The sequence below is a fragment of the Granulibacter bethesdensis CGDNIH1 genome (assembly GCF_000014285.2).
Lineage (GTDB): Bacteria > Pseudomonadota > Alphaproteobacteria > Acetobacterales > Acetobacteraceae > Granulibacter > Granulibacter bethesdensis.
Genome location: NC_008343.2, coordinates 2187489 through 2212000, shown reverse-complemented (window position 1 = coordinate 2212000; position 24512 = coordinate 2187489). Strand labels below are relative to the sequence as shown.

General features: G+C 60.6%; 22 protein-coding genes and 1 tRNA gene. 16 read left to right on the top strand and 7 right to left on the bottom strand.

The annotated features are described in order from the left end of the window. Nucleotides 1-17: 17 nt before the first annotated feature. The gene (locus tag GBCGDNIH1_RS22375; protein WP_011632669.1) at nt 18-1538 is read right to left on the bottom strand and encodes a catalase; all 1521 of its coding nucleotides are present in this window, start codon (nt 1536-1538) and stop codon (nt 18-20) included. A gap of 96 nt (nt 1539-1634) precedes the next feature. On the opposite strand from GBCGDNIH1_RS22375, the gene GBCGDNIH1_RS22370 reads away from it, so the two are divergent. From GBCGDNIH1_RS22370 to GBCGDNIH1_RS22360, 3 genes are all read left to right on the top strand, one after another. Beyond that, nucleotides 1635-2588 (top strand): LysR substrate-binding domain-containing protein, encoded by a 954-nt coding sequence (locus GBCGDNIH1_RS22370; protein WP_011632668.1) that lies wholly within the window; start codon nt 1635-1637, stop codon nt 2586-2588. Between the two features lie 91 nt (nt 2589-2679). Beyond that, nucleotides 2680-3267, top strand: coding sequence for a DUF4412 domain-containing protein (locus GBCGDNIH1_RS22365; RefSeq protein WP_072564001.1), 588 nt, complete (start codon nt 2680-2682; stop codon nt 3265-3267). 168 nt (nt 3268-3435) lie between these two features. Next, complete coding sequence (locus GBCGDNIH1_RS22360) at nt 3436-4131, top strand: pirin family protein (protein ID WP_011632666.1); 696 nt, start codon at nt 3436-3438, stop codon at nt 4129-4131. 69 nt (nt 4132-4200) lie between these two features. Here GBCGDNIH1_RS22360 and polA read toward each other — a convergent pair whose 3' ends face one another. Further along, the gene (polA, locus tag GBCGDNIH1_RS22355; protein ID WP_011632665.1) at nt 4201-7002 is read right to left on the bottom strand and encodes a DNA polymerase I; all 2802 of its coding nucleotides are present in this window, start codon (nt 7000-7002) and stop codon (nt 4201-4203) included. 22 nt (nt 7003-7024) lie between these two features. Beyond that, nucleotides 7025-7282 (bottom strand): zinc-finger domain-containing protein, encoded by a 258-nt coding sequence (locus GBCGDNIH1_RS22350; RefSeq protein ID WP_011632664.1) that lies wholly within the window; start codon nt 7280-7282, stop codon nt 7025-7027. A gap of 286 nt (nt 7283-7568) precedes the next feature. Between GBCGDNIH1_RS22350 and GBCGDNIH1_RS22345 the strand changes: the two genes are divergently transcribed. The 4 genes from GBCGDNIH1_RS22345 to GBCGDNIH1_RS22330 all read left to right on the top strand — a co-directional run bounded on the left by GBCGDNIH1_RS22345 (nt 7569) and on the right by GBCGDNIH1_RS22330 (nt 9487). Beyond that, on the top strand, nt 7569-8555 hold the full coding sequence (locus GBCGDNIH1_RS22345) for an alpha/beta fold hydrolase (RefSeq protein WP_157692031.1): 987 nt from the start codon (nt 7569-7571) through the stop codon (nt 8553-8555). Between the two features lie 76 nt (nt 8556-8631). Then, a tRNA-Arg gene (locus GBCGDNIH1_RS22340) sits at nt 8632-8708 on the top strand. 140 nt (nt 8709-8848) lie between these two features. After that, nucleotides 8849-9142, top strand: a complete 294-nt coding sequence (locus GBCGDNIH1_RS22335) for a hypothetical protein (RefSeq protein WP_011632662.1) — start codon at nt 8849-8851, stop codon at nt 9140-9142. Nucleotides 9143-9232: 90 nt separating this feature from the next. Further along, the gene (locus GBCGDNIH1_RS22330) at nt 9233-9487 is read left to right on the top strand and encodes a DUF3297 family protein (protein ID WP_025318551.1); all 255 of its coding nucleotides are present in this window, start codon (nt 9233-9235) and stop codon (nt 9485-9487) included. Between the two features lie 37 nt (nt 9488-9524). Here GBCGDNIH1_RS22330 and GBCGDNIH1_RS22325 read toward each other — a convergent pair whose 3' ends face one another. Together GBCGDNIH1_RS22325 and thiS are read right to left on the bottom strand one after the other, a co-directional pair. Then, a complete protein-coding gene (locus GBCGDNIH1_RS22325; RefSeq protein ID WP_011632660.1) occupies nt 9525-10358 on the bottom strand; it encodes a thiazole synthase in 834 nt (277 codons plus the stop codon). A gap of 67 nt (nt 10359-10425) precedes the next feature. Beyond that, on the bottom strand, nt 10426-10638 hold the full coding sequence (thiS, locus tag GBCGDNIH1_RS22320) for a sulfur carrier protein ThiS (protein ID WP_025287290.1): 213 nt from the start codon (nt 10636-10638) through the stop codon (nt 10426-10428). A gap of 157 nt (nt 10639-10795) precedes the next feature. Here thiS and aroQ point away from each other — a divergent pair, with 157 nt between their 5' ends. From aroQ to GBCGDNIH1_RS22280, 8 genes are all read left to right on the top strand, one after another. Next, a complete protein-coding gene (gene aroQ / locus GBCGDNIH1_RS22315; protein WP_025287289.1) occupies nt 10796-11311 on the top strand; it encodes a type II 3-dehydroquinate dehydratase in 516 nt (171 codons plus the stop codon). Next, nucleotides 11308-11793 (top strand): acetyl-CoA carboxylase biotin carboxyl carrier protein, encoded by a 486-nt coding sequence (gene accB, locus GBCGDNIH1_RS22310; RefSeq protein ID WP_011632658.1) that lies wholly within the window; start codon nt 11308-11310, stop codon nt 11791-11793. The genes aroQ and accB overlap by 4 nt, the downstream gene beginning before the upstream one ends. Before the next feature lie 10 nt (nt 11794-11803). Next, complete coding sequence (accC, locus tag GBCGDNIH1_RS22305) at nt 11804-13156, top strand: acetyl-CoA carboxylase biotin carboxylase subunit (RefSeq protein WP_043453058.1); 1353 nt, start codon at nt 11804-11806, stop codon at nt 13154-13156. Nucleotides 13157-13236: 80 nt separating this feature from the next. Beyond that, nucleotides 13237-13917: a leucyl/phenylalanyl-tRNA--protein transferase gene (aat, locus tag GBCGDNIH1_RS22300; protein ID WP_011632656.1), complete on the top strand. Its 681-nt coding sequence runs from the start codon at nt 13237-13239 to the stop codon at nt 13915-13917. Next, the gene (locus GBCGDNIH1_RS22295) at nt 13907-14617 is read left to right on the top strand and encodes a hypothetical protein (RefSeq protein WP_025318554.1); all 711 of its coding nucleotides are present in this window, start codon (nt 13907-13909) and stop codon (nt 14615-14617) included. Before aat ends, GBCGDNIH1_RS22295 begins: the two co-directional genes overlap by 11 nt. After that, entirely contained in the window at nt 14614-15246 is a 633-nt protein-coding gene (locus tag GBCGDNIH1_RS22290) for a hypothetical protein (protein ID WP_011632654.1), read from the top strand. Before GBCGDNIH1_RS22295 ends, GBCGDNIH1_RS22290 begins: the two co-directional genes overlap by 4 nt. Then, nucleotides 15243-16145 carry a sulfite oxidase heme-binding subunit YedZ gene (locus GBCGDNIH1_RS22285; protein ID WP_011632653.1) on the top strand — a complete coding sequence of 301 codons (903 nt, stop codon included), beginning with the start codon at nt 15243-15245 and terminating at the stop codon, nt 16143-16145. Before GBCGDNIH1_RS22290 ends, GBCGDNIH1_RS22285 begins: the two co-directional genes overlap by 4 nt. Further along, a complete protein-coding gene (locus GBCGDNIH1_RS22280; protein ID WP_011632652.1) occupies nt 16135-17589 on the top strand; it encodes an APC family permease in 1455 nt (484 codons plus the stop codon). Before GBCGDNIH1_RS22285 ends, GBCGDNIH1_RS22280 begins: the two co-directional genes overlap by 11 nt. On the opposite strand, the gene bcp is transcribed toward GBCGDNIH1_RS22280, so the two are convergent. Next, nucleotides 17555-18022 carry a thioredoxin-dependent thiol peroxidase gene (gene bcp, locus GBCGDNIH1_RS22275; RefSeq protein ID WP_043453055.1) on the bottom strand — a complete coding sequence of 156 codons (468 nt, stop codon included), beginning with the start codon at nt 18020-18022 and terminating at the stop codon, nt 17555-17557. The genes GBCGDNIH1_RS22280 and bcp overlap by 35 nt on opposite strands. Nucleotides 18023-18114: 92 nt before the next feature. Beyond that, entirely contained in the window at nt 18115-21162 is a 3048-nt protein-coding gene (locus GBCGDNIH1_RS22270; RefSeq protein WP_232449646.1) for a bifunctional [glutamine synthetase] adenylyltransferase/[glutamine synthetase]-adenylyl-L-tyrosine phosphorylase, read from the bottom strand. Nucleotides 21163-21206: 44 nt separating this feature from the next. Here GBCGDNIH1_RS22270 and GBCGDNIH1_RS22265 point away from each other — a divergent pair, with 44 nt between their 5' ends. After that, nucleotides 21207-24500 (top strand): AsmA-like C-terminal region-containing protein, encoded by a 3294-nt coding sequence (locus GBCGDNIH1_RS22265; protein WP_162288478.1) that lies wholly within the window; start codon nt 21207-21209, stop codon nt 24498-24500. The last annotated feature ends 12 nt before the right edge of the window (nt 24501-24512 follow it).

Below are 24512 nucleotides of genomic sequence, written 5' to 3'. Positions count from 1 at the left end.
GCTAGAAATAAAGCTGTTCAGGTGCGCGCCTCGGCATTGGTGGGGGCAGATTCCGGTTCCTGATACGCATCGCCCAGCGCCCGCTTGACACCATCCGCCCATTCCGGATCGGCGCGGCGGAAATGCTCCAGCTGACGGGCGATGATGAAGCCGGGAACACCCTGCATGGCGCCGGCGATGTTGCGGTAGAAGCGTTCCTTCTGTTCAGCCGTGAACATGCGGAACAGCGCGGCAGGCTGGGTATAATCGTCGTTGCCGTCACGATGATTGTAGCGGTCGGCATCACCCGAAATACGCAGCGGCGGTTCCTGAGCCGTGCGATCCTGCACCGGACCATGGAAGGAGTTCGGCTCGTAATACGCATCGGTTCCCTGTGGCGCGTCGAAGCGCATGGCGCCATCCGCGTGATAGTGATGAACCGGGCATTTCGGGGCATTCACCGGCAAGGCTTCGTAGTGGGTGCCGACACGGTAGCGATGAGCATCGGCATAGGCGAACAGACGCCCCTGCAACACCTTGTCGGGGGAGAAACCGATGCCGGGTACGATATTGGACGGTGAGAACGAAGCCTGCTCGATCTCCGCGAAATAATGCGCGGGATTGCGATTCAGCTCCAGCACGCCGACATCGATCAGCGGATAATCGGCATGCGGCCAGACTTTCGTCAGGTCGAAGGGATTGTAGGGCGTGCTGTTGGCCTCTGCCTCCGGCATGATCTGCACGCAAACGCGCCAGCGCGGGAAATCGCCTTTTTCAATCGCTTCGTACAGGTCGCGCTGGGCGCTTTCCCGATCCTGGGCAATGACCTCATTGGCTTCTTCATTGGTCCAGGTGCGGATACCCTGGAGGGATTTGAAGTGGAACTTCACCCAGAAACGCTCTCCGGCATCGTTCCAGAAGCTGTAGGTATGGCTGCCATAGCCATTCATGAAACGATAGCCTTGCGGCAGTCCGCGATCGCTGAACAGGATTGCCACCTGATGCAGGCTTTCAGGGCTGAGCGACCAGAAATCCCACATCGCGGTGGGGGAGCGCAGATTGGTGCGCGGATGACGCTTTTGCGTGCGGATAAAATCGGGGAACTTCATGGGGTCGCGGATGAAAAACACCGGCGTGTTATTGCCGACCAGATCCCAGTTGCCTTCATCGGTATAGAATTTCAGCGCAAATCCGCGTACATCGCGCTCTGCATCCGCAGCCCCACGCTCACCGGCAACGGTGGAAAAACGCAGCAGCACATCAGTGGATTTGCCAATGCGTGAGAAAATGCCGGCGCGCGTATAACGTGAAATATCCGCCGTGACGGTAAAAGTGCCGAAAGCGCCTGAGCCTTTGGCGTGCACGACGCGTTCCGGAATACGTTCGCGGTTCTGGTGCGCGAGTTTTTCGATCAGCTGATAATCCTGCAACAGAATTGGACCGCGAGCGCCCGCCGTCACGCTGTTCTGATTATCTGCAACCGGCGCGCCCGCTGTGGTGGTCAGAACGGGGCTGCCGGAGGGGCCAGAGGAGGGAAAAGGGTATGAAGTATCGGGCATGGCTGCAATTTCCAATCCGCGAGGTCTAAGGCTTCGGCGTGACCCTGCCACGGGTTCGGGTATAAGGAAAATCGTTCTTTCCTTAATGATGTTTCGGTGCTCCCTATGAACCTGGCTGGGTTGTCGCTGCGCGATCTGGAATATGCTGTCGCCGTCAGCGAGTTGCGGCATTTCGGGCGTGCCGCCGAGCAATGCGGCGTCAGTCAGCCCGCCTTGAGCGAACAGGTCAGAAAACTCGAGGATCTGCTTGGTGTCACCTTGTTCGATCGTGGCAATCGTCAGGTCCGCCCCACGGAGCAGGGGGAAGCGATTCTCTCCCAGGCGCGCGGCATTTTGCAGCAGGCGCGGCTGTTGCTGGAAATGGCGCAGTCACAACAGGGCAGCCTGACCGGTACGCTGCGGCTTGGTGTGATCCCGACTTTGGGGCCGTACTATCTGCCCTCGGTGCTGCGGAGTGTGCTGGGCCGTTTGCCGGGCCTGTCGCTCCAGATCGAGGAGCTGAAGACGGGCGATCTGCTGGATGCGCTACGCGTTGGAAAACTCGATATCGGGTTGCTGGCCTGGCTTAGCCCGATGGACGGAATTGTAGCCGAGCCGATTCTGGATGAACCTTTCCTGCTGGCCTGCCCGACCGGTCATCCGCTGGCATTCCGGCGCGATGTCAATCTGGACGCATTGCCGGTTGATGGGCTGTTGCTGCTGGAGGAAGGGCATTGTCTGCGTGATCAGGCATTGTCGCTCTGTGCCCGGCAGGGAAGCAGAACCGCGCATACGCAGAAACAGCGGTTTGCCTGTAGTCTGGAAATGCTGCGGCATATGATCGCGGCCGGGGAGGGATATTCCCTGCTGCCTGCCCTCGCCGCACGGGGACGGGAGGATTTGCACGGTCTGCTGTCCCTGTCTCCTCTGACGGATTCCGCTGCCCGTCGGATCTGCCTGATCTGGCGCGGGTCCGATCCTCGCGGCGACGGCTACGGGCGTCTTGCCGGGCTGCTGCGGGACAATATTCCCGAGGGTGCGCTGCCTGTCATGCCGGACCGCTTGAAATAAACCCTTTCTGCGTCATGATGGCGGGTGACCTTCCCCGGTTCCGTCCACATGGGACAAGCCGTAGGGTGGGATAACAGGCGGATTGGATGATATGATGGCGTCAGGACTGAAATGGACGGCTATGGCCGGTGTGCTGGCGTCCTTCATGGCAGGGGGTGCCTGTCTGGCGGCAGAGACCGCGCCGCTCGTCATTCCCTCGAAAAACGTGCAGGTGCTGTATGATACGGTGGATCCTGATGGTTCCCGGCATCAGGCTATGGTGACGGTGCTGGCATCTGCCGGAAAGCTTCGGATCGAGACGCCGAATTCGAAGGATTACATCATTATCGACCGGAAGGCCGGCAATGGGGTGATGGTCATCGATGGGCAGAAATCTGTCATGCCGCTGCCTCCGGGGGCGGCGCAGAGCATGACTTTCGAACCGCCTAAAAATGCCCGCTTCAACAAGACCGGAACCGAGGTGATCGCAGGCCAGCCTTGCACAGTTTACGATGTGACTGAGCCGAATGCACAAGGCAGCATCGTCTGCCTGACTGCGGATGGCGTGCTGCTGAATGCGCATGAACGTGCCCAGAACGGGGCTAGTCTGACGGCTGTGAAAGTATCCTACAGCAATATTACCCCGGCCTATTTCGATGTACCCCAAGAGTACAGGATGATGCGCCAGCCAGGCCAGTAATTCAGGCCAATCATTATTGCGCCGACAGGCTGCGAGCATCGCGGCCTGCTGGTGTCAAAACAGAAACAGTGTCGTTCTGATCCTGCTCTTTTCCCAGGCGGCCTCATGCCTCATCTCTGCTCCATCACGGAGGCTGCAAAGCTCTCCCCCTGATAAAGGAGCAGGACCATGATCGAGAAAAGGCCATTTGCCGGGCTGGGCCACGCCAATCATGGCTGGCTGAACGCAACGCATCATTTTTCGTTCGCGCATTACTATGACCCGGCCCGGATGGGCTGGGGTGCGCTGCGCGTCTGGAACGATGACGAGATTGCGGCGGATTCCGGTTTTCCCATGCATCCTCACGCCAATATGGAAATCATTACCTATGTGCGGGAGGGGGCGATCACGCATCGTGATTCGCTGGGGAATCATGGAAGGACCGAGGCCGGGGATGTGCAGGTCATGTCCGCCGGCTCAGGGATCCGTCACTCCGAGCATAATCGGGAGAGCGGCAGGACCCGGCTGTTCCAGATATGGATCGAGCCTGCCACGGAAGGTGGCACGCCCTCATGGGGGCAGCGCCCGTTTCCAAGGGAGCAGCGGGAAGGCCGGTTTACGATCCTCGCCAGCGGCATAGCGGGAGATGACGCCTTGCCGATCCGGGCCAATGCGCGCGTGCTGGCGGCAACGGTAGGTGCCGGACAGACCCTGATGCTGGATGCCGATCCGGAGCGGCATCTGTATCTGGTGCCAGCAACCGGCCGGATCAGTGTGAACGGCGTGCAAGTCGATGCCCGTGATGGTCTGGCGATCACGCAGGAAGAACGGCTGGAGATTACCGGACTCGAACAGGCCGAGCTTGTGCTGGTCGATTCCGAATAAGGCTCCGGTAATCTGCAAGACGCTGGTGTTTGTTCCGGTCAGGCAGGGATATGCCTGACCGGCGTGCTATCAGTGAGCCTCGCCCCAGTTGGTCCCGATCCCGGTTTCCACCACCAACGGCACTGAAATCCGGGCAGCATCCTGCATGGTCGTGGTGACCAGACGGGCAACAGCTTCGGCTTCGGCCTCCGGGGCCTCGAACAGCAATTCGTCATGCACCTGAAGCAGCATGCGGGTCTGAAAACTGTTGTCAGCCAGCACGGCAGGCAGCCGGACCATGGCGCGTTTGATGATATCCGCGGCGCCACCCTGAAGCGGGGCATTGATCGCCTGCCGTTCCGCATAACCGCGCCTTGCCGGGTTGCGGTCGGCAATGCCCGGCACCCAGCAGCGGCGTCCGAAGGGTGTGACCACGAAACCGTTGATTCGTGCTTCTTCCTTGGTCCGTTCCATGTAGTCCCGGATGCCGGGATAGCGGGCGAAATAAGCATCGATATACTGACGCGCCTCGCCCGGAGAAATGGCCAGCGACCGTGCCAGACCAAAGGCGCTGATGCCGTAAATAATGCCGAAATTGATCGCCTTCGCCCGTCTGCGGGTCAGGGAATCCATGCCCTGCATCGGCACGCCGAACACTTCGCTGGCGGTGCGGGCATGAATATCCTCGCCGTTGGCGAAGCTGTCCTTCAACTGCGGAATATCGGCGACATGCGCCAGCAGACGCAGTTCGATCTGGCTGTAATCGGCGCTGATCAGCACATGGCCGGGATCGGCGATGAAAGCCCGCCGGATGCGGCTGCCTTCCTCCGTGCGGATCGGGATATTTTGCAGATTCGGCTCGTTGGAGGACAGACGCCCCGTGGTGGTGATCGCCATCTGGAACGAGGTATGAACCCGCCCGGTCCGTGGATTGACATCCTCCACCAGCGCATCGGCATAGGTGGATTTCAGTTTGGCCAGTTGGCGCCAGTCCAAGATACGGGCAGGCAGGGCATGACCGCTTTCATCCGCAATCGCCTGCAACGTGGCCGCATCCGTGCCCCATGCGCCGGTTTTGGATCGCTTGCTGCCGGTCAGGCCGATTTCGTCGAACAGCACCTCTCCCAGCTGTTTCGGGCTGGCGAGGTTGAACGGGCGGCCTGCCAACTGATGAATTTCCGTTTCCATGTCTGCCATGCGCAGGGCGAAATCTGCCGACATACGCCGTAATTCGGCTTCATCGACCCGAATGCCGGCTGCTTCCATGGCGCAGAGCACCGGCACTAACGGCCGCTCCATCTGCTCATAGACGGTCAGGGATTTAGTCTCGCGCAGGCGGGGCCGCAGCGCATGCCACAGACGCAGCGTGACATCGGCATCCTCGGCGGCATAGGCGGTGGCCTTGTCGATGGGAACTTGCGGGAAGGGCAGACGGTTACGCCCGGTGCCGGTCACCTGATCATAGGAAATCGGGCTGTGTCCCAGATGCAGGACGGAAAGCTCGTCCATGCCATGCCCGTGCGCACCGGCTTCCTGAGCATAGGAAATCAGCATGGTGTCGTCGATCGGGGCGATGACCGGCATCTGATGACGGCGCAGCACGGCCAGATCGAACTTGCCGTTCTGGAAGATTTTCAGAACTGTCGGATCGGCCAGAATCGGGTTGAGCGCAGCGGCAATCTCCGCAATGGCCGGCTGGCGCACCGGCTGATCCAGCGTAGTCTGGTGATCGAGCGGGATATAGCAGGCCTTTCCCGGCGCAATGGCGAGCGAAATGCCAACAAGCCTGCATTGTTGTGCATCCAGCCCGTCGGTTTCGGTATCCATGGCGAACAGCCCGGCTTTCCGTGCTTCCGTCAGCCATGGCTCCAGCGCTTCGACGGTCGTGACGGTTTCATAAGGGCCGAACGGCGCGGAGGAAGGGGGGAGGGGGGAGGCTGCTGCCAGTGCGGCAGCCGCAGTTCTGCTGGCAGCGGGAGAGGCGGGGGAAGTGCTGCCGCCTGTCTCAAGCCCGAGCCTTGCCGCGGTGCTGCGGAACCCCTGCGCATTCAGCCAGTCCTGCAGAACGGCAGCATCCGGCTGACGAACACTCAGATCGGTGATCGGCACTGGTAGCGGGGCATCCTGACTCAGTGCCACCAGTTGACGGGAAATCCGCGCATCCTCGGCATGGGCAACGAGATTGTCCCGGCGTTTGCTGGGCTTCATTGTCTCCAGCGCAGCCAGAACACCGTCGAGATCGCCATACTCATTGATCAGCTGGGCAGCGGTTTTGGGGCCAATCCCGGGAACACCCGGAACATTATCGACGCTGTCCCCCATCAATGCCTGCACGTCGATCATTTTCTCCGGCGTCACGCCGAATTTTTCCATCACCTCGGCGGGGCCGATGGTTTTTTGTTTGATCGGATCCTGCATCTCCACGCCCGGCTGGATCAGCTGCATCAGATCCTTGTCGGAGGAGACGATGGTGACACGCCCGCCCCGTGTGACCGCAGCACGGGCATAGGAGGCGATCAGGTCATCCGCTTCCCAGTCGGCCAGTTCGATCGCAGGGACGCCGAAGGCGGCCGTAGCCTCCCGTATCAGCGCGAATTGCGGGATCAGCTCCGGCGGTGGCTCCGGACGATGCGCCTTGTAGGCCGGATAGAGCCGATTGCGGAAAGTGGTCCGCCCGGCATCGAAAATCACCGCCAGATGCGTGCCGACGTGATCTTTCAGAAACCGCGCCAGCATGTTGGTAAAGCCGAAGACGGCATTGACCGGTGTTCCATCCGGTCTGGTCATCGGCGGCAAGGCGTGGAAGGCGCGGAAAATGAATCCCGATCCGTCGATCAGAATCAGATGGGTGCTGTCCGGAAGCGCTGCGTCCGGCGTCGGGGAGGTGCTCACGGAAAAATGGTCAGATCGGGCATCAGTGGGCTGCTACGGCAGGGGCATCGGCCGTCAGCACATAGAGGCGGGAGCAATAAGGGCACATGACCCGTTGCCCGGCGATCCGCAGCCACACGCGCGGGTGCCCCAGAGGCGCATTCCCGCCATCGCAGGAAACCACATGGCTGTCGACCAGAATGGTTTCGCTGGCCGGAGCATTCAGCCCGGCAGGCGCCACCGGGGTTGGCTCCCCCCGTTCCGCAGAGACGGAGGCATGGTTTGTGGGCTGTGTGGTCATGGTGCATCCTCCGTAAAGCCTCGCCTGTGCCGGGCATCTGGCAGAGGCATGGCCGGGATGATAGCCATGCGGACGGTTCGTTCAACCGTCTCCGTTTCTCCGGAGCCTGTTCATCTGGTTATTTCCAGTCCGAGGCCGTCCATTGACTTCTTTTTCCCGTGTATTGCGCTGGTTGGTGATAGGAGTGTCACTGCTTCCCAGCGCCTGTGCATCCCGGCTTATGCTACCGGGGTCTCCACGGGTTCCGGTCTCTATGACGGGGGTCAATGAACCGGGTAAAGCGGTCATGCAGGTGCCTTTTTCACGGTTAAATGCTCTGGTTCCGGCGTCCGGTCTGTTCAGGCTGGCAGATGGAACCGCCTTGCCATATCGCGCATGGATGCCGGCCGACATGCCGAAGGATGGTCCCTGGGCAGTGGTGCTGGCCCTGCACGGAATGAACGATTCCCGTGATGCATGGGAGTATCCCGCCCCTGTTCTGGCGGCAGCGGGTATTGCCGTGATCGCGCCGGATCAGCGCGGCTTCGGCGCATCGCCCTCCCGCGGTTACTGGTCGGGCGGGGAGGCTATGGCGCAGGATGCCGCCGCCATGCTGCGTCAGCTGCGTCAGCGTTATCCGCACAGTCGTATTTTTGCGATGGGCGAAAGCATGGGGGGCGCGGTGCTGATGCTGACTGCAACACTGCCTGATGCTCCGGCGGTTGACGGCTATATTCTCTCTGCTCCGGCTGTGTGGGGGCGTAGCAAAATGAATATCGCCCTGCGCAGCACGCTCTGGTTGGCGCTGCATACGATTCCCGGGGCACGGCTTGGTCCAGGACCGGTGCGGGTCAAGGCGAGCGATAACAGAACCGCCCTGCTCCGGCTGGGGCATGATCCGTTGACCATTCATAAAACGCGCGTCGATGTGATTGGCGGGGTGGTCGATCTGATGGATCAGGCGCTGGAATCGGCACCGTATGTAAAAGGGCCGGCCCTGTTTCTCTATGGCGCCCATGACGAACTGGTGCCGAACCGGGCCATGCGCACCGCCTGGGCGGCTCTGGCACCACGGGTGGGGTCAAGAGAAGAGAGAGAAGACAAGCGGAACGTGCGCCTGGCCTATTACCCGGATGCTTATCACCTGCTGTTCCGTGATCAGCGGCGAGACCTTCCCCTGCAAGATGTCATCGCATGGATGATGGCCATTGCCGGTGGAAGAAGCGACCTGCCACTGCCGTCAGGAGCAGACCACGAGGCAATAGGGCGGTTGCGTGCGGCGCAAGGCAGATGACATTTCCGGGTTTTGCGGCATAAGGGGCTGAGAGAAGGTTGTCTTCGACGTCCGCGCAGGGTATTCAGGGCGCGCTGGACCCGTAGCTCAGCTGGATAGAGTGTCGCCCTCCGAAGGCGAAGGTCGCGCGTTCGAATCGCGCCGGGTCCGCCATTTCCCTTTTTCCAGTCAGAAAGTCCCGCTGTCATGATGGCGCAGGGGGTTATTGACTAGCCGCCGATGCGAACCTTCCCAAGACTGAAGCGTTACCGTAACGTTTACGGGCGCAAACAGGCGCAAAGGGAGAATGAAGCGTGCGCTATTTTGTTTCCATTGTTCTGACATTGATTTTGGCTGCCTGCTCAGCACCTGCGCCAAAGGAAACGTCCGCTGCCCCGACACCTCCCCCTCCGGAGAAAGCGCCGGTGGCCAATGTGGTTACGCCCACGCCTTCTGCTGCCCCGGATTCCGCGGCTGCCAATACAGTGGCTCCGGAGCCTGACCATTGCGATGTCAAGACATTGAGTCATGCAGATTACAAAGCCTGCCTGAAACATCTGCATATGGGGCAGTTTCATGGCCACCCCACTTATTACGGGCTGCACTGATCAGAGTCGTGAGTGCCGGGGCATCATTTGTGGGGATGTGGATCAATCCGCTATGAGGCGGATTGATCTATGATGATGGAGCTGCCTCCCATGGCCGATACCCTTCCCGACCGGCTGTCCACCAATCCGGACAGCCCCTATTTCAACGCCCCTTTGCTGGAACGCGGTGTCGGCATCCGGTTCAATGGCGAAGAGAAAAACAATGTCGATGAATACTGCGTCAGCGAAGGCTGGGTGCGTGTGATCGTCGGCAAGGCTCTGGACCGCAAGGGTCACCCGATGACCATCAAGCTGCAAGGCAAGGTGGAGCCTTACATCCGTGAGGCGGATGCAGAGGCCGAATAACGGCCTCTCCACAACTGGTCCGGCTGGTTTCCACCGTTCAGGAAATCAGCCCGGTCAGGGGGGAGGACGGGTCCGCCCCCATTCGGCGGGGCATACGTCCGGCCAGATGCGCCAGACGCCCCGCCTGCACGGCATGTTTCATGGCCTGTGCCATCAGCACCGGATTCCCGGCATGGGCAATGGCGCTGTTCAGCAAAACCGCATCACAGCCGATCTGCATGGCCACGGCGGCATCGCTGGCGGTGCCGATTCCCGCATCCACCAGCACGGGCACTTTCGCCTGTTCGATGATCAGGGACAGTATGGCCGGATTCTGTAATCCCAGCCCGGAGCCGATCGGTGCGCCGAGCGGCATGATCGCCACGCACCCCATTTCCTCCAGCCGTTTCGCGGCGACGGGATCGTCGGCACAATAGACCATGACCTCGAATCCATCCTCAATCAGGGCGGCAGCGGCTTCCATGGTTGCGGCCATATCGGGATAGAGATGCGGGGGTGGGCCCAGCACTTCAAGCTTGACCAGATTCCATCCGCCTGCCTCGCGGGCCAGACGCAGGGTTCTCACCGCGTCTTTCGCCGTATGGCAGCCTGCGGTGTTGGGCAGATAGGTATAGTCGCGCGGGCTGACGTAATCCTGGAGCATCGGTGCGGAGGGATCGGACAGATTCACCCGTCTGACGGCGACGGTGACGATCTCGGCCCCCGATGCGGCAATGGCGGCGGCAGTTTCCGGCAGATCCTTGTAGCGACCGGTGCCGACGATCAGGCGGGATGTGAAATGTCGCCCGGCTACGCTCCAGCGATCATCGCATCCGGCCTCCACACCTGATGCGGCAAAGCCGGAGGCATGTGTCGGTGAAACCGTCGTCATGATATATCCTGATTCCGTGTTGAGTGGCGCGCCCGATCAAAGGGCCGCGCAAACGCGCCTGTCCGGCTCAGCCGCCGCCGATGAAATGAACGATTTCCAGCACGTCGCCATCATCCAGCAGGGTCTGTTCATAGAGCGAGCGCGGTACGATGCTTTCATTGCGCTCTACCGCGATTTTGACGCGGTCCAGCCCGATCTCTTCCAGCAATGCCGCAACAGTGGTCGGGCGTGAAAGGGCATGCGACAGACCATTGACGGTGATGAAAGCGCCATCCGTCATAGGCGTTTCAGAAAGGGATGTGCTGGGGGCGGACATGTCATGGACTATGGGGAGAGGCCTCACGCGGCGCAAGCCGGAACCGCTGAAAGGCTGGTTTCGTGAAACAGGGTGGGAAACGGATTGGACGTTCTCGTCTGCGCATGCTAACGCCCGGCTGATGACCAGACCTTTGATTGCCGTCCTGAACGGCCCGAATCTGAATATGCTCGGCGTGCGTCAGCCGGAGATGTATGGCTCCGTGACGCTTGATGATGTCGAGGCGCTGTGCGCCGAAACGGCGGAGGAGCTTGGGCTTGCCGTTGATTTCAGGCAGACCAATGGCGAGGGTGAGCTGATTTCCTGGGTGCAGGAATGCCGTGGCCGTGCCGCCGGCATCGTGATCAATCCGGCTGGCTATACCCATACTTCTGTTGCCCTGATGGATGCGCTGCTTGCGGTGGATCTGCCGGTGGTGGAGGTGCATATCAGCAATATTCACCGGCGCGAGACGTTCCGCCGCCGGTCTTACGTCAGCCAGGCGGCTGACGGCATTATCTGTGGTCTCGGCGTGCGCGGATATGCCCTGGCGTTGCGCGCCATGGCGGACCTGCTGGACGAACAGACCGATCTGCCCGATGATCATTCCGATCGGGATCAAGCTTTTCACCCTTATGAAGGAGAAGAGGGCGCATGAGCCGCGTTCTGTTCGACGCGGAGGCCATCCGCACCCTGGCGACAATCCTTGCGGATACAGGCCTGACGGAAATCGAGATCATCGATAACGAAAGCCGTATCCGTGTTGCGCGGACCCCGGCCCCGGTCACCTATATCGGTGGTGCCCCTGCCCTGGCGGCGCCGGCGGTAGCAGCGGCACCGGTCTCGCAGGTGCAGGCGGCTCCTGTGGCGCAGGAAGCTGTCTCCGCCGTGGATGATGCGAAACATCCCGGTGCGGTGCTCAGCCCCATGGTCGGTATTGCCTATCTGTGCCCGGAACCGGGCGCGCCTTCTTTCATCTCTGTCGGTCAGCCGGTGACTGCCGGGCAAACCCTGTTGTTGATTGAGGCGATGAAGACTTTCAATCAGATCAAGGCCGCGAAAGCGGGCACGGTCTCGAAAATTCTCGTCGGCAATGGTGCGCCGGTCGAGTATGGCGAGCCGCTTGTGATCATTGAGTGACCGGGGCGGGATGTTCCACAAAATCCTGATCGCCAATCGTGGTGAAATCGCGCTGAGAATTCAGCGCGCCTGCCGTGAACTTGGCATTCCGACCGTTGCCGTGCATTCCACCGCGGATGCCGATGCGATGCATGTCCGTCTGGCGGATGAGAGCGTCTGTATCGGCCCGCCCGCTGCTCGTGACAGCTATCTTAACACGGCGGCCATTCTGGGGGCGGCGACCATCACCGGCGCCGATGCGATTCATCCCGGCTATGGCTTCCTGTCGGAAAACGCGGACTTTGCCGAAATGGTCGAGGCGCATGGCCTGACCTTCATCGGTCCCAGCCCGTCCCATATCCGTATGATGGGCGACAAGATCGAGGCCAAGCACGCCATGGCCTCGCTCAACGTGCCGCTGGTGCCGGGTTCGGCAGGCGTCGTATCGGATATGGAGGAAGCCCGCGCCGTGGCGGATCGGGTGAAATATCCGGTTCTGATCAAGGCGGCGGCAGGTGGCGGCGGGCGCGGCATGAAAGTCGCGCATGATGAGAGCGAACTGGCTGAAGCATGGCGTCTGGCCCGCACCGAAGCCGCTGCCGCTTTCGGCAATGATGCCGTCTATATCGAAAAATACCTCGATAAACCGCGTCATATCGAATTGCAGGTTCTGGCCGATTCGCATGGCAATGTGGTCCATCTGGGTGAGCGTGACTGCTCTCTTCAGCGCCGGCATCAGAAATTGCTGGAAGAGGCCGGTTCTCCCGCCCTGACGGCGGAAGAACGTGACCGGATTGGCGAGGTCGTGACCTCCGGCCTGCGCAAGCTCGGCTATCGCAATGCGGGCACGCTGGAGTTTTTATATCAGGACGGACAATTCGCCTTCATCGAGATGAACACCCGCTTGCAGGTCGAGCATCCGGTGACGGAAGCCATCACCGGCATCGATCTGGTGCGGGAGCAGATTCGGATCGCGGCCGGGGAGCCTCTCGGTTATGAGCAGTCGGATATTCGTTTCCGGGGTCATGCGATTGAGTGCCGCATTAACGCGGAAGATCCGTTGACCTTTATGCCGACACCGGGCCGGATCGAGGCATTTCATGCGCCGGGCGGCCTGGGCGTGCGTGTGGATAGTGCGCTGTACAGCGGCTATGTGGTGCCGCCTTACTATGACAGCATGGTTGCCAAGCTGATCGTTCATGCTCCCACCCGTCCTGAAGCCATTGCACGCATGAGCCGTGCGCTGGAGGAAATGGCCGTGGTGGGGATCAGCACGACGGCTGAATTGCATCAGCGCGTTCTGGCTGATCCCGAATTTCAGGCCGGTGAATACACCATTCACTGGCTGGAGAAATTTGTAGCGGGACAGATTCCGGCGGCTTGATCTGGAGCGGGAGGATGGTTTTTCCAGACTGTCCTTCCGGTGGCCCTGCCAAGTAAGGTAACGCGGAAGGATAGGAAGGCATGTCGCGACGCGCCTTCGAGATCACTCCGGAGTTGATATTACAGGCCTATCGTGCAGGCCTGTTCCCCATGGCCGAAACACGAGACGGTGCGCGTCTTTACTGGCTCGATCCTGAAGAGCGCGGCATCCTGCCACTGGACGGGTTTCATCTGCCGCGCCGTTTGTTGCGCACTGTTCTGGGCGAGCGGTTCGAGGTGCGGATCGACAGTGACTTTCCTGCCGTGATCCATGGCTGTGCGGTGCCACGGCAGGGGCGCATGGATAGCTGGATCAACGCTGAAATCAAGCGGCTTTTCATCGATCTCCATCGAATCGGTCATGCCCATTCTGTCGAGGCATGGCAGGACGGAAAGCTGGTGGGTGGTCTGTATGGTGTGGTGCTGGGCGCTGTGTTCTTCGGTGAAAGCATGTTCAGCACAGTGCGTGATGCATCGAAGGTTGCGCTGACACATCTGGTGGCCCGTTTGCGGCTGGGCGGGTTCCGGCTGCTGGATACGCAGTTTGTCACCACGCATCTGACACAGTTCGGTGCCATGGAAATCCCACGTGAGGCATACAGGCAGCGACTGGCGGCTTGCGTGGATATCCGGGCAGACTGGATCGCGACTCCGCCACACGCTTTGTTGGTTCATGCGTTCAGGGAATTGGCAGGCAAGGAAAGGAATGATCATGGCCCATGACATCATGCCGCGGCATCGGATGAGGGCGCAGCGTCTAAGTGCACTGGCACTGCTGGCTGGTGTGTCATTCTCCAGTCACCCCGCCTTTGCCGATCAGCCCGCCCATCTGGTGCCGCAGAAAGATGTGTCCGTGGTTTATACCCTGACCGGTGCGAAAGCCGGTGAAACCGGGCGGCCCCGTCAGGGCAGGCTGTTCTATTCAAGCACAGTTGGGGAGGCACGGATTGAGGCTGACCGGCAACCCGGCTTTTTGCTGCTTGATCCGCGGCAAGATCGTGCGACCTTGGTGCTGAACCAGATCAATATCTACGTCACCAGTGCCATTTCCAGCACGCCGGTCAGTGCGCTGGTGCTCTCCCCGACCGAGAATTTCACCCGCACCGGGACCAGCCGGATTGCCGGCATTGCCTGCACTTTGTGGCATGTCACGTCCCGGCAGGGACAGGGAACGATCTGCCTCAGTGATGATGGTATCCTGCTCAGCGGTGAGGGAACAGATACAGAGGGTCGCACCGGCAGCCTGCATGCAACCAGCGTGAAATATGCCCCGCAGCCGCAGACTTTATTCAGGATTCCGGACGGGTATCAGAAAATGGATTTGCCGCCGGGTATGGTGCAGGGTCTGCTCTCCGGGAATGGACAGGGGGCGTTGCAGATGGGTGGCGCCATGAAGACAATGAGGAATTTGATCGGGCGATGAAATACGGCACTTTTCTGGCGCTGTTTGTGGCGCTTGGCCTGCTGGCAGCCTGCGCGCAGGCGGGTGAGCAGCCAGTGCTGCAATGCGCACATGATACTGACATCACCTATCGCATACAGCATGACGGGGCCATGACGACGGAGCGTGTGCGCTGGCTGGCCTCCCGCCAGATACAGCGGATCGATCCGCCGCAGGGCGGGCTTTATATGCTGATCAATCGGGCCGATATGCATATCGCGCTGGTCGATCCGCTCCGCCACGGAGTGCTGGATATCGAGGCGTCGGACCCGAGACCGCAGGTCGTCGGCAAGTCGAAAATGCCGGAAATTGAGCCTCTTGCCGGAGCTGCCACGCCGGAGATGCAATATGAAAAAGCCGGATCGCGCGTTGTCGACGGCCTGCCCTGCACGGAGTGGGTCGTCACGGCGGATGGCAAGACCGCAACACCGAAGACGGCCCCTGCCGCCATGTGCATGACCAGTGATGGCATGTTGTTACAGGTGCGGATCGGGGAGCAAATCGTGGCACAGGCGGTTTCTGTCTCGACGGAGAAGCTTGACGCGGATTTATTCAAGATCCCTGCTTCCTATGCGCACACCACCCCGGAGGCGCTGAAGGCGGCTCCGTGACGGAACGCATGCCCCGACAGGGCTGGGTGCCATGGCATGACCGTGCCGGGCGTTTTTCTTTGCTGCGCCTGATGGCTTTCCTGTTCCTGATGTATCCGGCAGCCCATCTGCTGAAGAGCGGCCTTTATCAGGAATTGGGGGCCGAGCCGTTGAAGGCGGCTCTGCATGAGACGGGGCGGTGGACGATCCGCTTCCTGCTGGTCTCGCTGGCGATCACTCCCTTGCGGGAGGCTCTATCATGGCCCCGCCTGTTGATCGTGCGGCGCATGATCGGGGTGGGAACGGCGTGTTATGCGCTCCTGCATCTGGCGCTGTATGGAGTGTATGAGAATGGACGCCTCTGGCTGATCTGCTCCGAAATTGGCAGCCATTTTTACCTGCTTATTGGGTTGGTGGCGCTGTGCGGGCTTGTCGTGCTGGCGGTGACATCCACGGATTCATGGATGCGCAGGCTGGGGCGGCGGTGGAAAAAACTGCATCGTGCCGTGTATGTGCTGGTCATACTGGCGCTGATGCATGGCCTTATTCAGGCGAAGATCGACATCTCGCAGGAGGCTGTCTGGAGCGGTATATTTTGTGCACTTATGGCATGGCGTTTATGGCCGCGTCAGCATCGAGGCTTGTGGGGCGTTATTATTCTGTCCTTGGCAGCCATTCCGGCTACGGCCCTGCTTGAAGCCGCATGGTATGGGCTGGTGCGGGGTTTGAACTGGCATCTTGTGCTAAGTGCAAACTGGCCGCCCGATCTGGCGACGGCATGGCGCATGACGATTACACTTGGCCCGCGTCCGGCTTGGGAAGTGGCGGGGCTTGCCTGCCTGATGATTGCTGCCGTCTCATGGCGCCGCTGGTTCGTCTCACGCCAACAGTGGAAGGTTGCCCGAAAGAATGGCGGATAAAGCATCCTGGCTCCAGGCTGTTCTGAGATGCCGGAATATTGCCCTTGCCGGTGGTGAGGTGTCGTCAGACGCGGGTAAGGCCAGGCTGTCGCGCACGATTGGTCTGTGGCGTCTGGCGATGATGGGTGTCGGTTCAACCATCGGCACCGGAATTTTTGTGGCTCTGGCGACAGCGGTACCGAAAGCGGGGCCGGGGACGATACTGGCCTTTGTAATCGCCGGGCTGACAGCAGCGCTGACGGCGCTTTGCTATGCCGAAGTCGCCTCCACCATACCGGAGGCCGGTTCCTCCTATTCCTACACCTATGCAACGATGGGAGAGGTCGCGGCTTTTCTGGTGGGGGCCTGTCTGCTGCTGGAATATGGCGTGGCGGCCTCCGCCATTGCGGTGGGCTGGGCGCAGTATCTGAACCAGTTTCTGGGCGACACAATTGGCCTGACATTGCCGCATGCGATGACCGCGGCACCGGGCAGTGGGGGCTATATCAACCTGCCTGCGCTTGTGCTGGTCATGCTCTGTGCTGGTCTGCTGTCACGTGGTGTTGCGGAATCCAGCACGGTCAACGCCGTTCTGGTGGGCGTGAAGCTGCTGGTTCTGTTGTTGTTTGCGGGGATCGCACTCTGTGCCTTTCGGGTGCAGCATCTGACCCCGTTCATGCCTTTGGGTCTCAGCGGTGTCGGCAGTGCTGCCGCGACAGTGTTTTTCTCCTATGTCGGCATCGATACGATCTGCACCGCGGCCGAGGAGGTGAAGGATCCGGGTCCCACTTTGCCGCGCGCTATTCTGTTGTGTCTGGGCATCGTCTCGCTTGTGTATATGGTCGTCGCTGTGGCGGCGATCGGCGCGCAACCATGGACAAGGTTTGCCGGTCAGGAAGCCGGACTGGCCGTGATACTGGAACAGGTGACCGGCTCCGTTTGGCCTTCCATGTTGTTATGCATCGGTGCCCTGGTGTCGATTTTCAGTGTGACGCTGGTGACGATATATGGCCAGACCCGCATTCTGTTCGTGATGAGCCGTGACGGTCTGATGCCGCCGGTGTTTCATCATGTCGATCCGGGCCGCCATGTCCCCCTGTTCAATACATGGATCGTGGCAGCGGCGGTTGCGGCTCTGGCTGCGATGTTTCCGCTTGATATGCTCGCCAATCTGACCAGCATGGGAACGCTGATCGCATTTCTGACCGTCTCGGCAGGGCTGATCGTCCTGCGGCGTCGCCATGGCGATCTGCCCTGCTGTTATCGTGTTCCGTTATATCCGTGGGTGCCACTGCTCAGCGTGGTGTGCTGTCTCTATCTGATCGTGCTGCTGCCATCCGTCACACTGGCTTTCTTTGCGGGCTGGATCGCGGTTGCGCTGGTGTTCTACCTTACCTACGCCATGCACCATTCGGTGTTGGCGAGGCCGGTCAAAGCTCTGCCGCTGCCGCCGTCACCTGTTTGACATGGCCGGTGACTTTCACCTTGCGCCAGATGCGGGCGATGTGTCCCTCCGCGTCGATCAGGAAAGTGGCGCGATCCAGACCCATATAGCTGCGTCCATACATGGATTTTTCGATCCACGTTCCGTACGCCTCTGAAACCGTGCCGTTCTCATCGGAGGCCAGCGGGAAATCGAGCGCGTATTTGTCGGCGAAGGCATCAATGGCCTTCATCTTGTCACGCGATATGCCGATGACGGTCAGGCCGCTTTTTCCCAGCGCGGGCAGGGCCTCCTGAAAGGCGCAGGCTTCCTTGGTGCAACCCGACGTATCGGCCTTGGGATAGAAATAGACCACGACCGGTTTGCCCCGCAGTGAGGAAAGGCTGGCCGTGCGGTCGCGGCTGGCGGGAAGGGTGAAGTCCGGGGCGGTATCACCTTCGGCAAGAGTGCTCATGGCGGGAATCTCCCTGTCAGAGTGTTCGACTGTCATGCGCCTGCATGGCACAGGGTGCCTGGATCGGAAAAGTCATTCTCTTTAGTCATCAGTCATCGACTCTGCCCGGGCACGGGAATATCGCCGATATGGCGGATGAACGCCGCCCGCACCCGCTGGCTGATATCATCGAGACGGTCCCTCAGTGTATCTTCATCGGTGACTCCCGGCTCGGCCAGAGCCTCCACCAGCGCCTCGGCCGATGCCGCTGGCAGTCTGTCCCGCGCCGTCCGGCCCAGCGTGATCCGCAGCAGACCTTGAACACCGCGGCCCAGATGGTCGGCGTGGATCAACAATTCCCTATCTTCTGCGGACAGAAAACCGGCCTGATGCAGCTGTCCGACAGCGTCACGCGTTGAGGTGGCACGCACCGATGGGTTGGCCGGACCGTGAATCAACTGCAGAACCTGAACAATGAACTCTACCTCCTGCTGCCCACCGGGCCGGGTACGGATATCCCACGGGCCGGGATTGGGATGTTCCCGCACGATCCTCGCGCGCATTGCGGCGGCATCGGCACGGATCGTCTCGGCAGGGACAGGACGGTTCAGAGCGGTTTCGATTGCCTCCCTCACCCGCTGGCACAAGGCTTCAGGGCCGGCGATGACACGGGCGCGGGTCAGGGCCATCCGTTCCCAGGTCCACGCGCTTTCCCGATGGTAACGCTGGAAGGAGGAGAGGGACACAGCCACCGGTCCCTGATTACCGGAAGGGCGCAGGCGCATATCCACAGCAAAAGCCGGGCCGCCCGGTCCCTGTGCGGTCAGTTTGGCAATAAAGCTCTGTGCCGCCCGTGTGTAGTAGGCGCTGGGTGGCAATGGGCGCGTGCCCGGATTGTCGCCGGGCTGACTTTCACCGATATCTTCCGGATGATCATAGATCATCATCAGATCGAGATCGGAGCCGGCCATCATCTCCCGCCCGCCCGCCTTGCCGAGCGCAACCACGGCGATCCCGCCATTCGGGATGATGCCATGGCGGGATATGTGGTCCTCCATGACATGCGGCAGCAGGGCGTTGATGACGCCATCCGCCATTGCGGTGCGGACGATTCCGGCTTCATCCACATCCATATCTCCGGTCATGGTGGCGACGGAAATACGGAAATCCTCCTGCCGCGCGGTTTCGCGCAGGGCACGGATGACTTCCTCCAGATCGCGGCAGTCACTGAGCGCATCCACAATCTGCCGGACAGCCTGGGGAGGTGTTTCCCCGGGGATGATCAGCCCCTCCAATGCGCCTGGTACACTGGCCAGATGATCGGAGAGAGACGGGGCAGCCCCCAATACCCGTGCCACCCGCTCCAGCAGCGCGGGATTGCGCTGGAAAAGCGACAAAATCTGCACGCCTGCGGGAAGCTGCGCCAACAATTTATCGAAACGGGTCAACACGGCATCGGGCTGGCTCTGGTGGGCGAATGTTCCCAACAGGCTGGGCAGCAGGGCAGTCAGAAGCTGCCTGGCCCGTTCCGAGCGCAAGGCGCGCAGTCGCCCGCTATGCCAGGCGCGGACGATCTCGACCACCTGGGGCGGCTTTGCATATCCCATGGCTTGCAAAGCCTCGATCGTGGCTGCCGGCTCGCCGTCACCGCTGAAATCGAGTTGATTGGCCTGATCAGGGCCGTCCGGTACGCTCTCGAACAGCATACGATAATGGGCGCGCACCCGATCCACATGATGCAGCAAGGTCGCGCCGAAGGTGTCCGTATCGGGAAAGCCGAGGAACAGGGCGATAGCCTGCATCTGTTCCGCCATATAGGGTCCGGGCGCTGGCAGGGAATGGGTCTGGCGATCATTGACCATCTGGACCCGGTGTTCGGCCATGCGCAGAAAGCGGTAAGCCTCCGCCAGTTCCTTCGCGACATCGGGGGCAAGGTGTTGACGATCGACCAGCAGGGGCAGGGCGATCAGGGTGCGTGGTTCACGCAATTCCGGATCGCGGCCCCCCCATACCAGTTCGAGGGTTTGCACCAGAAACTCGATCTCGCGGATACCGCCCTGACCGAGCTTCAGATTGAAGCCGGCCAGTCGGTCCAACATGGAGGTAGGGGGCGTGCCGCGCCCGTTGCCGCGATGGGTGTCGATACGGCGCTTCATGGCATGAACGTCGGCTATGGCGGCGAAATCCAGATAGCGACGCCAGATGAAGGGCCGGATGGCGTCCAGAAACATCTGACCCAGTGCGAGGTCACCCGCGACAGGGCGTGCCTTGGACATGGCGGCCCGTTCCCAATTCTGTCCCATACTTTCGTAATAGCTGAGGGCGGCCGGCAGAGAGATGGCAGGGGCCGTGGCGCCGGGGTCCGGGCGCAGACGCAGATCGGTGCGGAACACATATCCTCCGTCCGCACCGCCTTCATTGCGACTTTCCATCAAGGCGACGATATTCCGCGCAATCCGTGTAAACAGGGCGCCCAGCTCATCCCGCGACTCGGCCTGAGATCCGGCCTGGGACGCAGGATCGTAAAGAAGAATGAGGTCGATATCACTGGAATAGTTCAATTCCCGCGCGCCGAGCTTGCCCATGCCGAGCACGGTGAAACCGCTGCCGGCAGCAGCCTCCGACGGGTCTGGAAGATGAATGCGACCGGCAGAGGCCGCTTCGTTCAACAGATGTGCCACGGCCTTGCGCAACGTGCTCTCTGCAAGGGTGGAGAGGGCGGAGGTGACTTGTTCAAGTGTGAACAATCCTCCCGTATCGCCCAGCGCAATGATCAGCGCCGCCTGCCGTTTGGCCGTCCTCAGTGCCGCAGCCAGAGGCAGACGGGACGTCGTGGCCGGTACGGCGGCGAGGCGGGAAAAAATCTGTTCCAGACTGGCTTCGGGACCGATCGCCACGGCTTCCAGCAACAGAGCGGATTCTTTCAGGGCCAGTTCGGACAAATAGGGGCTGTTCCCTCCCACCGCTTTCAACATGACACGGAAGGCGGGGTGCATCAGCGCCTGAGCCTCGGCTTCCCCCAGCGCAGCAAACTGCTCCAGCAACCGCTCGGCGGCATGGTGATTGGCGGGGGCAGGCCAACATGCCTTCAGCAGATCACCCGATGCCTGTTCCTTGGTCAGGGGAATGTCGATCCTTGTGGGAGGCAGGCTGTCGGTCACGTGCCGGTTCCTTACGCATGCGCTGGCAGACTGGAAGCCTTCCCGTGAGGCGGTGGAGTGGTCAAGCCGGATGGCTGCTCGGCAGGGTTATCCGTCTGGCATTGCAGATCGCCATCGGGGCCGCTGTGCTGGTTTCGGTCGGCTTCGTGGCGCTGGGGTTGCGCCTGTCGCATGGTCCACTCGATCTGACCGATATTCTCGGGCGCAGTTTACAGGGATTGGCCCGGACCGGTAACGACCTGCCGGGCGGGGCGGCGGTCAGCAAAGCCGGTGGGCAAGGGCTGGCTGTGCGTCTGCCGGGTAGGCTTGCGCCTTTTCACATCGATATTCAGCATCTGGTGATCACCTGGGATGGCTGGAAACATGGTCCCGATACCATGCTGGACGTGCAATTGCGCGGTGCGGCCATCCGGGATTTGCGCCAGCCGAAAACTGCGCCTGATCTGGCCCGGATCGGGCTGATCAGGGTCGGGGCGATCCCCGGCCTGCTGCTGTCCCGACAGCCGCGTGTGCAGACGGTGCTGATCGAGGATACCTCTATTACGCTGCCACTTTCTCGCGAAGGGGCTGTCTCTGCTCCATCGCCTGACGATTTCGACCCTCAGCGTCATCTGGAGGCGTTCAGAACATGGGAGCGCCGGAGCTGGGCACTGCTCCCCGATCATCTCGAGGTTCATCGGCTGAGTGTGGCGGCCCGCACGGAAATTTCGGCGGCGTCGTGGCGTCTGGAGGAAGTAGAAGCCTCATTCCACCGTGGACCTGCCTTATCGGTCGAGAGAAAGAAGGTAGATGATTCTCCGCCACCGCTGGATGGATCGGTTCACGCCCGATTGATGGCGGGAGGTGCTTCGACCCCCTTATCGTTGAGAGTCGGTGACGCGGCGCTGGTACAAAACGGATCGGATCGAAACGGGCTGGGGATCGTGTTCGAGGCCGGGATGATTCCCGTTTCTGCTCTGGCTGACCTGTCTTCGCAGGCAAAAATGCTGGCCGCAGCTGAGGTTCCGGTTGGTCTGCGTGCAACCGCGCTGATTGGTTCTGATCTTGCTTTCAAACGGGCGAGCCTTGATGTCCAGAGCCAGCCCGGCACCGTAACGATAGACAATCAGACGGTGAAGATACGGATTTTTGCCGCCCGTCTCGATGCCGACATGATCACCGGGCGCACTTTTCTGTCTTCCCTGACGCTGGGGCTGGAGGGGGATGCGGGCGCCGCACCGGTTTTCAAAGGCAGCGGCAGTCTGGAGCCGGTCTCGGAAGGTCGCCGCCATGCGCAATTCCATCTGGATGTCGGGGTTCTGCCGTTGGATGGGCTGCCCTCTCTGTGGCCTTCCCGTCTTGCGCATGGTGCGCATGAATGGATCACCCAGAACATGAAGGTGGGCCGGATTGAATCCGGCACGCTCACCTTGATGGCCTCAGTCGGTGAGAATTTTCGTCATCCGGCGCTGGATGGGATCGATGGTCTTCTGACGATACGGAATGCTTCCATTCATTGGCTGCGTCCGGTACCGCCCATTCAGGGAATGAATGGCACGGTACGGGTGGTTGACCCGCACCGGCTGACCATCGAGGCCGGAGGCGGTCATGTGCCCGAATACGGAATCGCGGTCAGGCATGCAGTGATGGAGATCGCTGGATTGTCGGAGAAAGATCAGCAATCCGTCATTCAGGGTGATCTTTCAGGGAGCGTTCCAGGACTTGAGAAGCTTCTCTCGCATCCGAGACTGCATCTGCTCAGTGATCATCCGATGGATCTGGGGCAGCCGGAGGGACAATTCTCCGGGATTCTCAACGTGGCGCTGCCGTTGAGAAAAAAAGTCGCCATGGAAGATGTCGCCATAGCCTCCGAAGGGCGCATCAATGCTTTGGTTCTGCATGATGTATTGGCCGGGCGAGATCTGGAAGAGGGTGATTTTAACTATGATGTTTCGGAGAACGGTCTGTCATTGACCGGGCATTGCGTGGTGGCGGATATCCCTGCCCGGATCAGGGCAGGCATGGATTTCCGTCATGGACCGCCGCAGCAGGTGTTGGAGAAGGTGGCCATTCAGGCGCATGCCGCGGTGGCTGATCTGGAGCGCCTGGGGATAAAAAGTGGCAAGATCAATCTGTCGGGTACCACTGATATCGAGGTCTCCTACAACCGTCATCGCAGCGGAAAAGCAACGGTCGATCTGTCGGCCGATCTGACTGATCTATCTGCCGTGATCGATCGGTTGGGCTGGCAGAAAAGCGCAGGTCAGCCAGGCAATGCCAGTGCCTCTATTACTCTTCAGGGCGATCATCTGTCCGTCGTGCAGAATCTTCAGGTGTCTGCGCCGAATTTGTCTCTTTCAGGCAGTGCGGCTGGTGCGGATGGGGGCGGGACACTGCTTCAGTTCGAGACGGTACAGGTGGGTGACAGTCATCTTTCCGGCTCCATCCTGTTTCCGGGCAGGGCGGGAGCACCCATTCAGGGCCGTCTTACAGGTGGCGTGATCGATCTCAGTCATCCGTTGAAGCGTCAGGGATTGCGTAAGTCCTCCTATCGACGCCGCGATCAGGTGCAGGATCAGAAACCAGGTCAGCCTTTTCAGATCAGCGGAAAGCTCGACCGGCTGATCGCCGTGGATCAGGGCGCAGTGCTCGGCATGAGCATTGCCATCGTCAATGACGGCACGCTTTATCGCAATGTCACGGTAACGGGGCGAGATACGGCAGGTGGCCTGTTTTCCTTTGTTATCGTTCCGGATGGCAGAGGAAGAGTGCTGGATGCACAGGCGACCGATGCGGGCGCCCTGTTGAGTACGCTCGATCTGACCGATGAGATTATCAATGGCCGCTTGACCCTGCATGGCCACTTTGACGATACCAGCCCTGATCACCGGCTCAGCGGCACCGCAAAACTGCATCAGTTCAGCGTGCGCGGCGCCCCTGCGGCGGCCAAGGTGTTGCAGGCGATGACGCTGTATGGGCTGGTCGATGCGCTCAGTGGTCCCGGTTTGCCGGTAAATGATCTGATTGCGCCGTTCAGCCTGACCGATGACGAACTGATTTTTAATGACGCCCGTGCCTACACCATTTCGCTGGGGGGGACGATGAAAGGGCGTATTGACCTGTCCGGCCAGACACTGGCGCTGGAAGGTACGATTGTGCCGGCTTATATGTTCAACACGTTGCCGGGCCATTTGCCGCTGGTGGGAAAATTGTTCAGTCCTGAAAAAGGCGGCGGCGTGTTTGCGGCAACCTATGCCCTGAGCGGCAGCTTGCAGGATCCACAGGTCAGCCTGAATCCCCTTGCCACTTTGACCCCCGGTTTTTTACGCGGGATTTTCGACTATTTCAGACGACCGTAATGATGGGTGGTT

Coding starts and splice junctions, on each gene's coding strand:
- GBCGDNIH1_RS22375 (WP_011632669.1), bottom strand. CDS start 1,538: ATGCCCGATACTTCATACCCTTTTCCCTCCTCTGGCCCCTCCGGCAGC.
- GBCGDNIH1_RS22365 (WP_072564001.1), top strand. CDS start 2,680: ATGATGGCGTCAGGACTGAAATGGACGGCTATGGCCGGTGTGCTGGCG.
- GBCGDNIH1_RS22360 (WP_011632666.1), top strand. CDS start 3,436: ATGATCGAGAAAAGGCCATTTGCCGGGCTGGGCCACGCCAATCATGGC.
- GBCGDNIH1_RS22350 (WP_011632664.1), bottom strand. CDS start 7,282: ATGACCACACAGCCCACAAACCATGCCTCCGTCTCTGCGGAACGGGGG.
- GBCGDNIH1_RS22345 (WP_157692031.1), top strand. CDS start 7,569: ATGCAGGTGCCTTTTTCACGGTTAAATGCTCTGGTTCCGGCGTCCGGT.
- GBCGDNIH1_RS22330 (WP_025318551.1), top strand. CDS start 9,233: ATGGCCGATACCCTTCCCGACCGGCTGTCCACCAATCCGGACAGCCCC.
- GBCGDNIH1_RS22325 (WP_011632660.1), bottom strand. CDS start 10,358: ATGACGACGGTTTCACCGACACATGCCTCCGGCTTTGCCGCATCAGGT.
- thiS (WP_025287290.1), bottom strand. CDS start 10,638: ATGACGGATGGCGCTTTCATCACCGTCAATGGTCTGTCGCATGCCCTT.
- aroQ (WP_025287289.1), top strand. CDS start 10,796: ATGACCAGACCTTTGATTGCCGTCCTGAACGGCCCGAATCTGAATATG.
- accB (WP_011632658.1), top strand. CDS start 11,308: ATGAGCCGCGTTCTGTTCGACGCGGAGGCCATCCGCACCCTGGCGACA.
- accC (WP_043453058.1), top strand. CDS start 11,804: ATGTTCCACAAAATCCTGATCGCCAATCGTGGTGAAATCGCGCTGAGA.
- aat (WP_011632656.1), top strand. CDS start 13,237: ATGTCGCGACGCGCCTTCGAGATCACTCCGGAGTTGATATTACAGGCC.
- GBCGDNIH1_RS22295 (WP_025318554.1), top strand. CDS start 13,907: ATGGCCCATGACATCATGCCGCGGCATCGGATGAGGGCGCAGCGTCTA.
- GBCGDNIH1_RS22290 (WP_011632654.1), top strand. CDS start 14,614: ATGAAATACGGCACTTTTCTGGCGCTGTTTGTGGCGCTTGGCCTGCTG.
- GBCGDNIH1_RS22280 (WP_011632652.1), top strand. CDS start 16,135: ATGGCGGATAAAGCATCCTGGCTCCAGGCTGTTCTGAGATGCCGGAAT.
- bcp (WP_043453055.1), bottom strand. CDS start 18,022: ATGAGCACTCTTGCCGAAGGTGATACCGCCCCGGACTTCACCCTTCCC.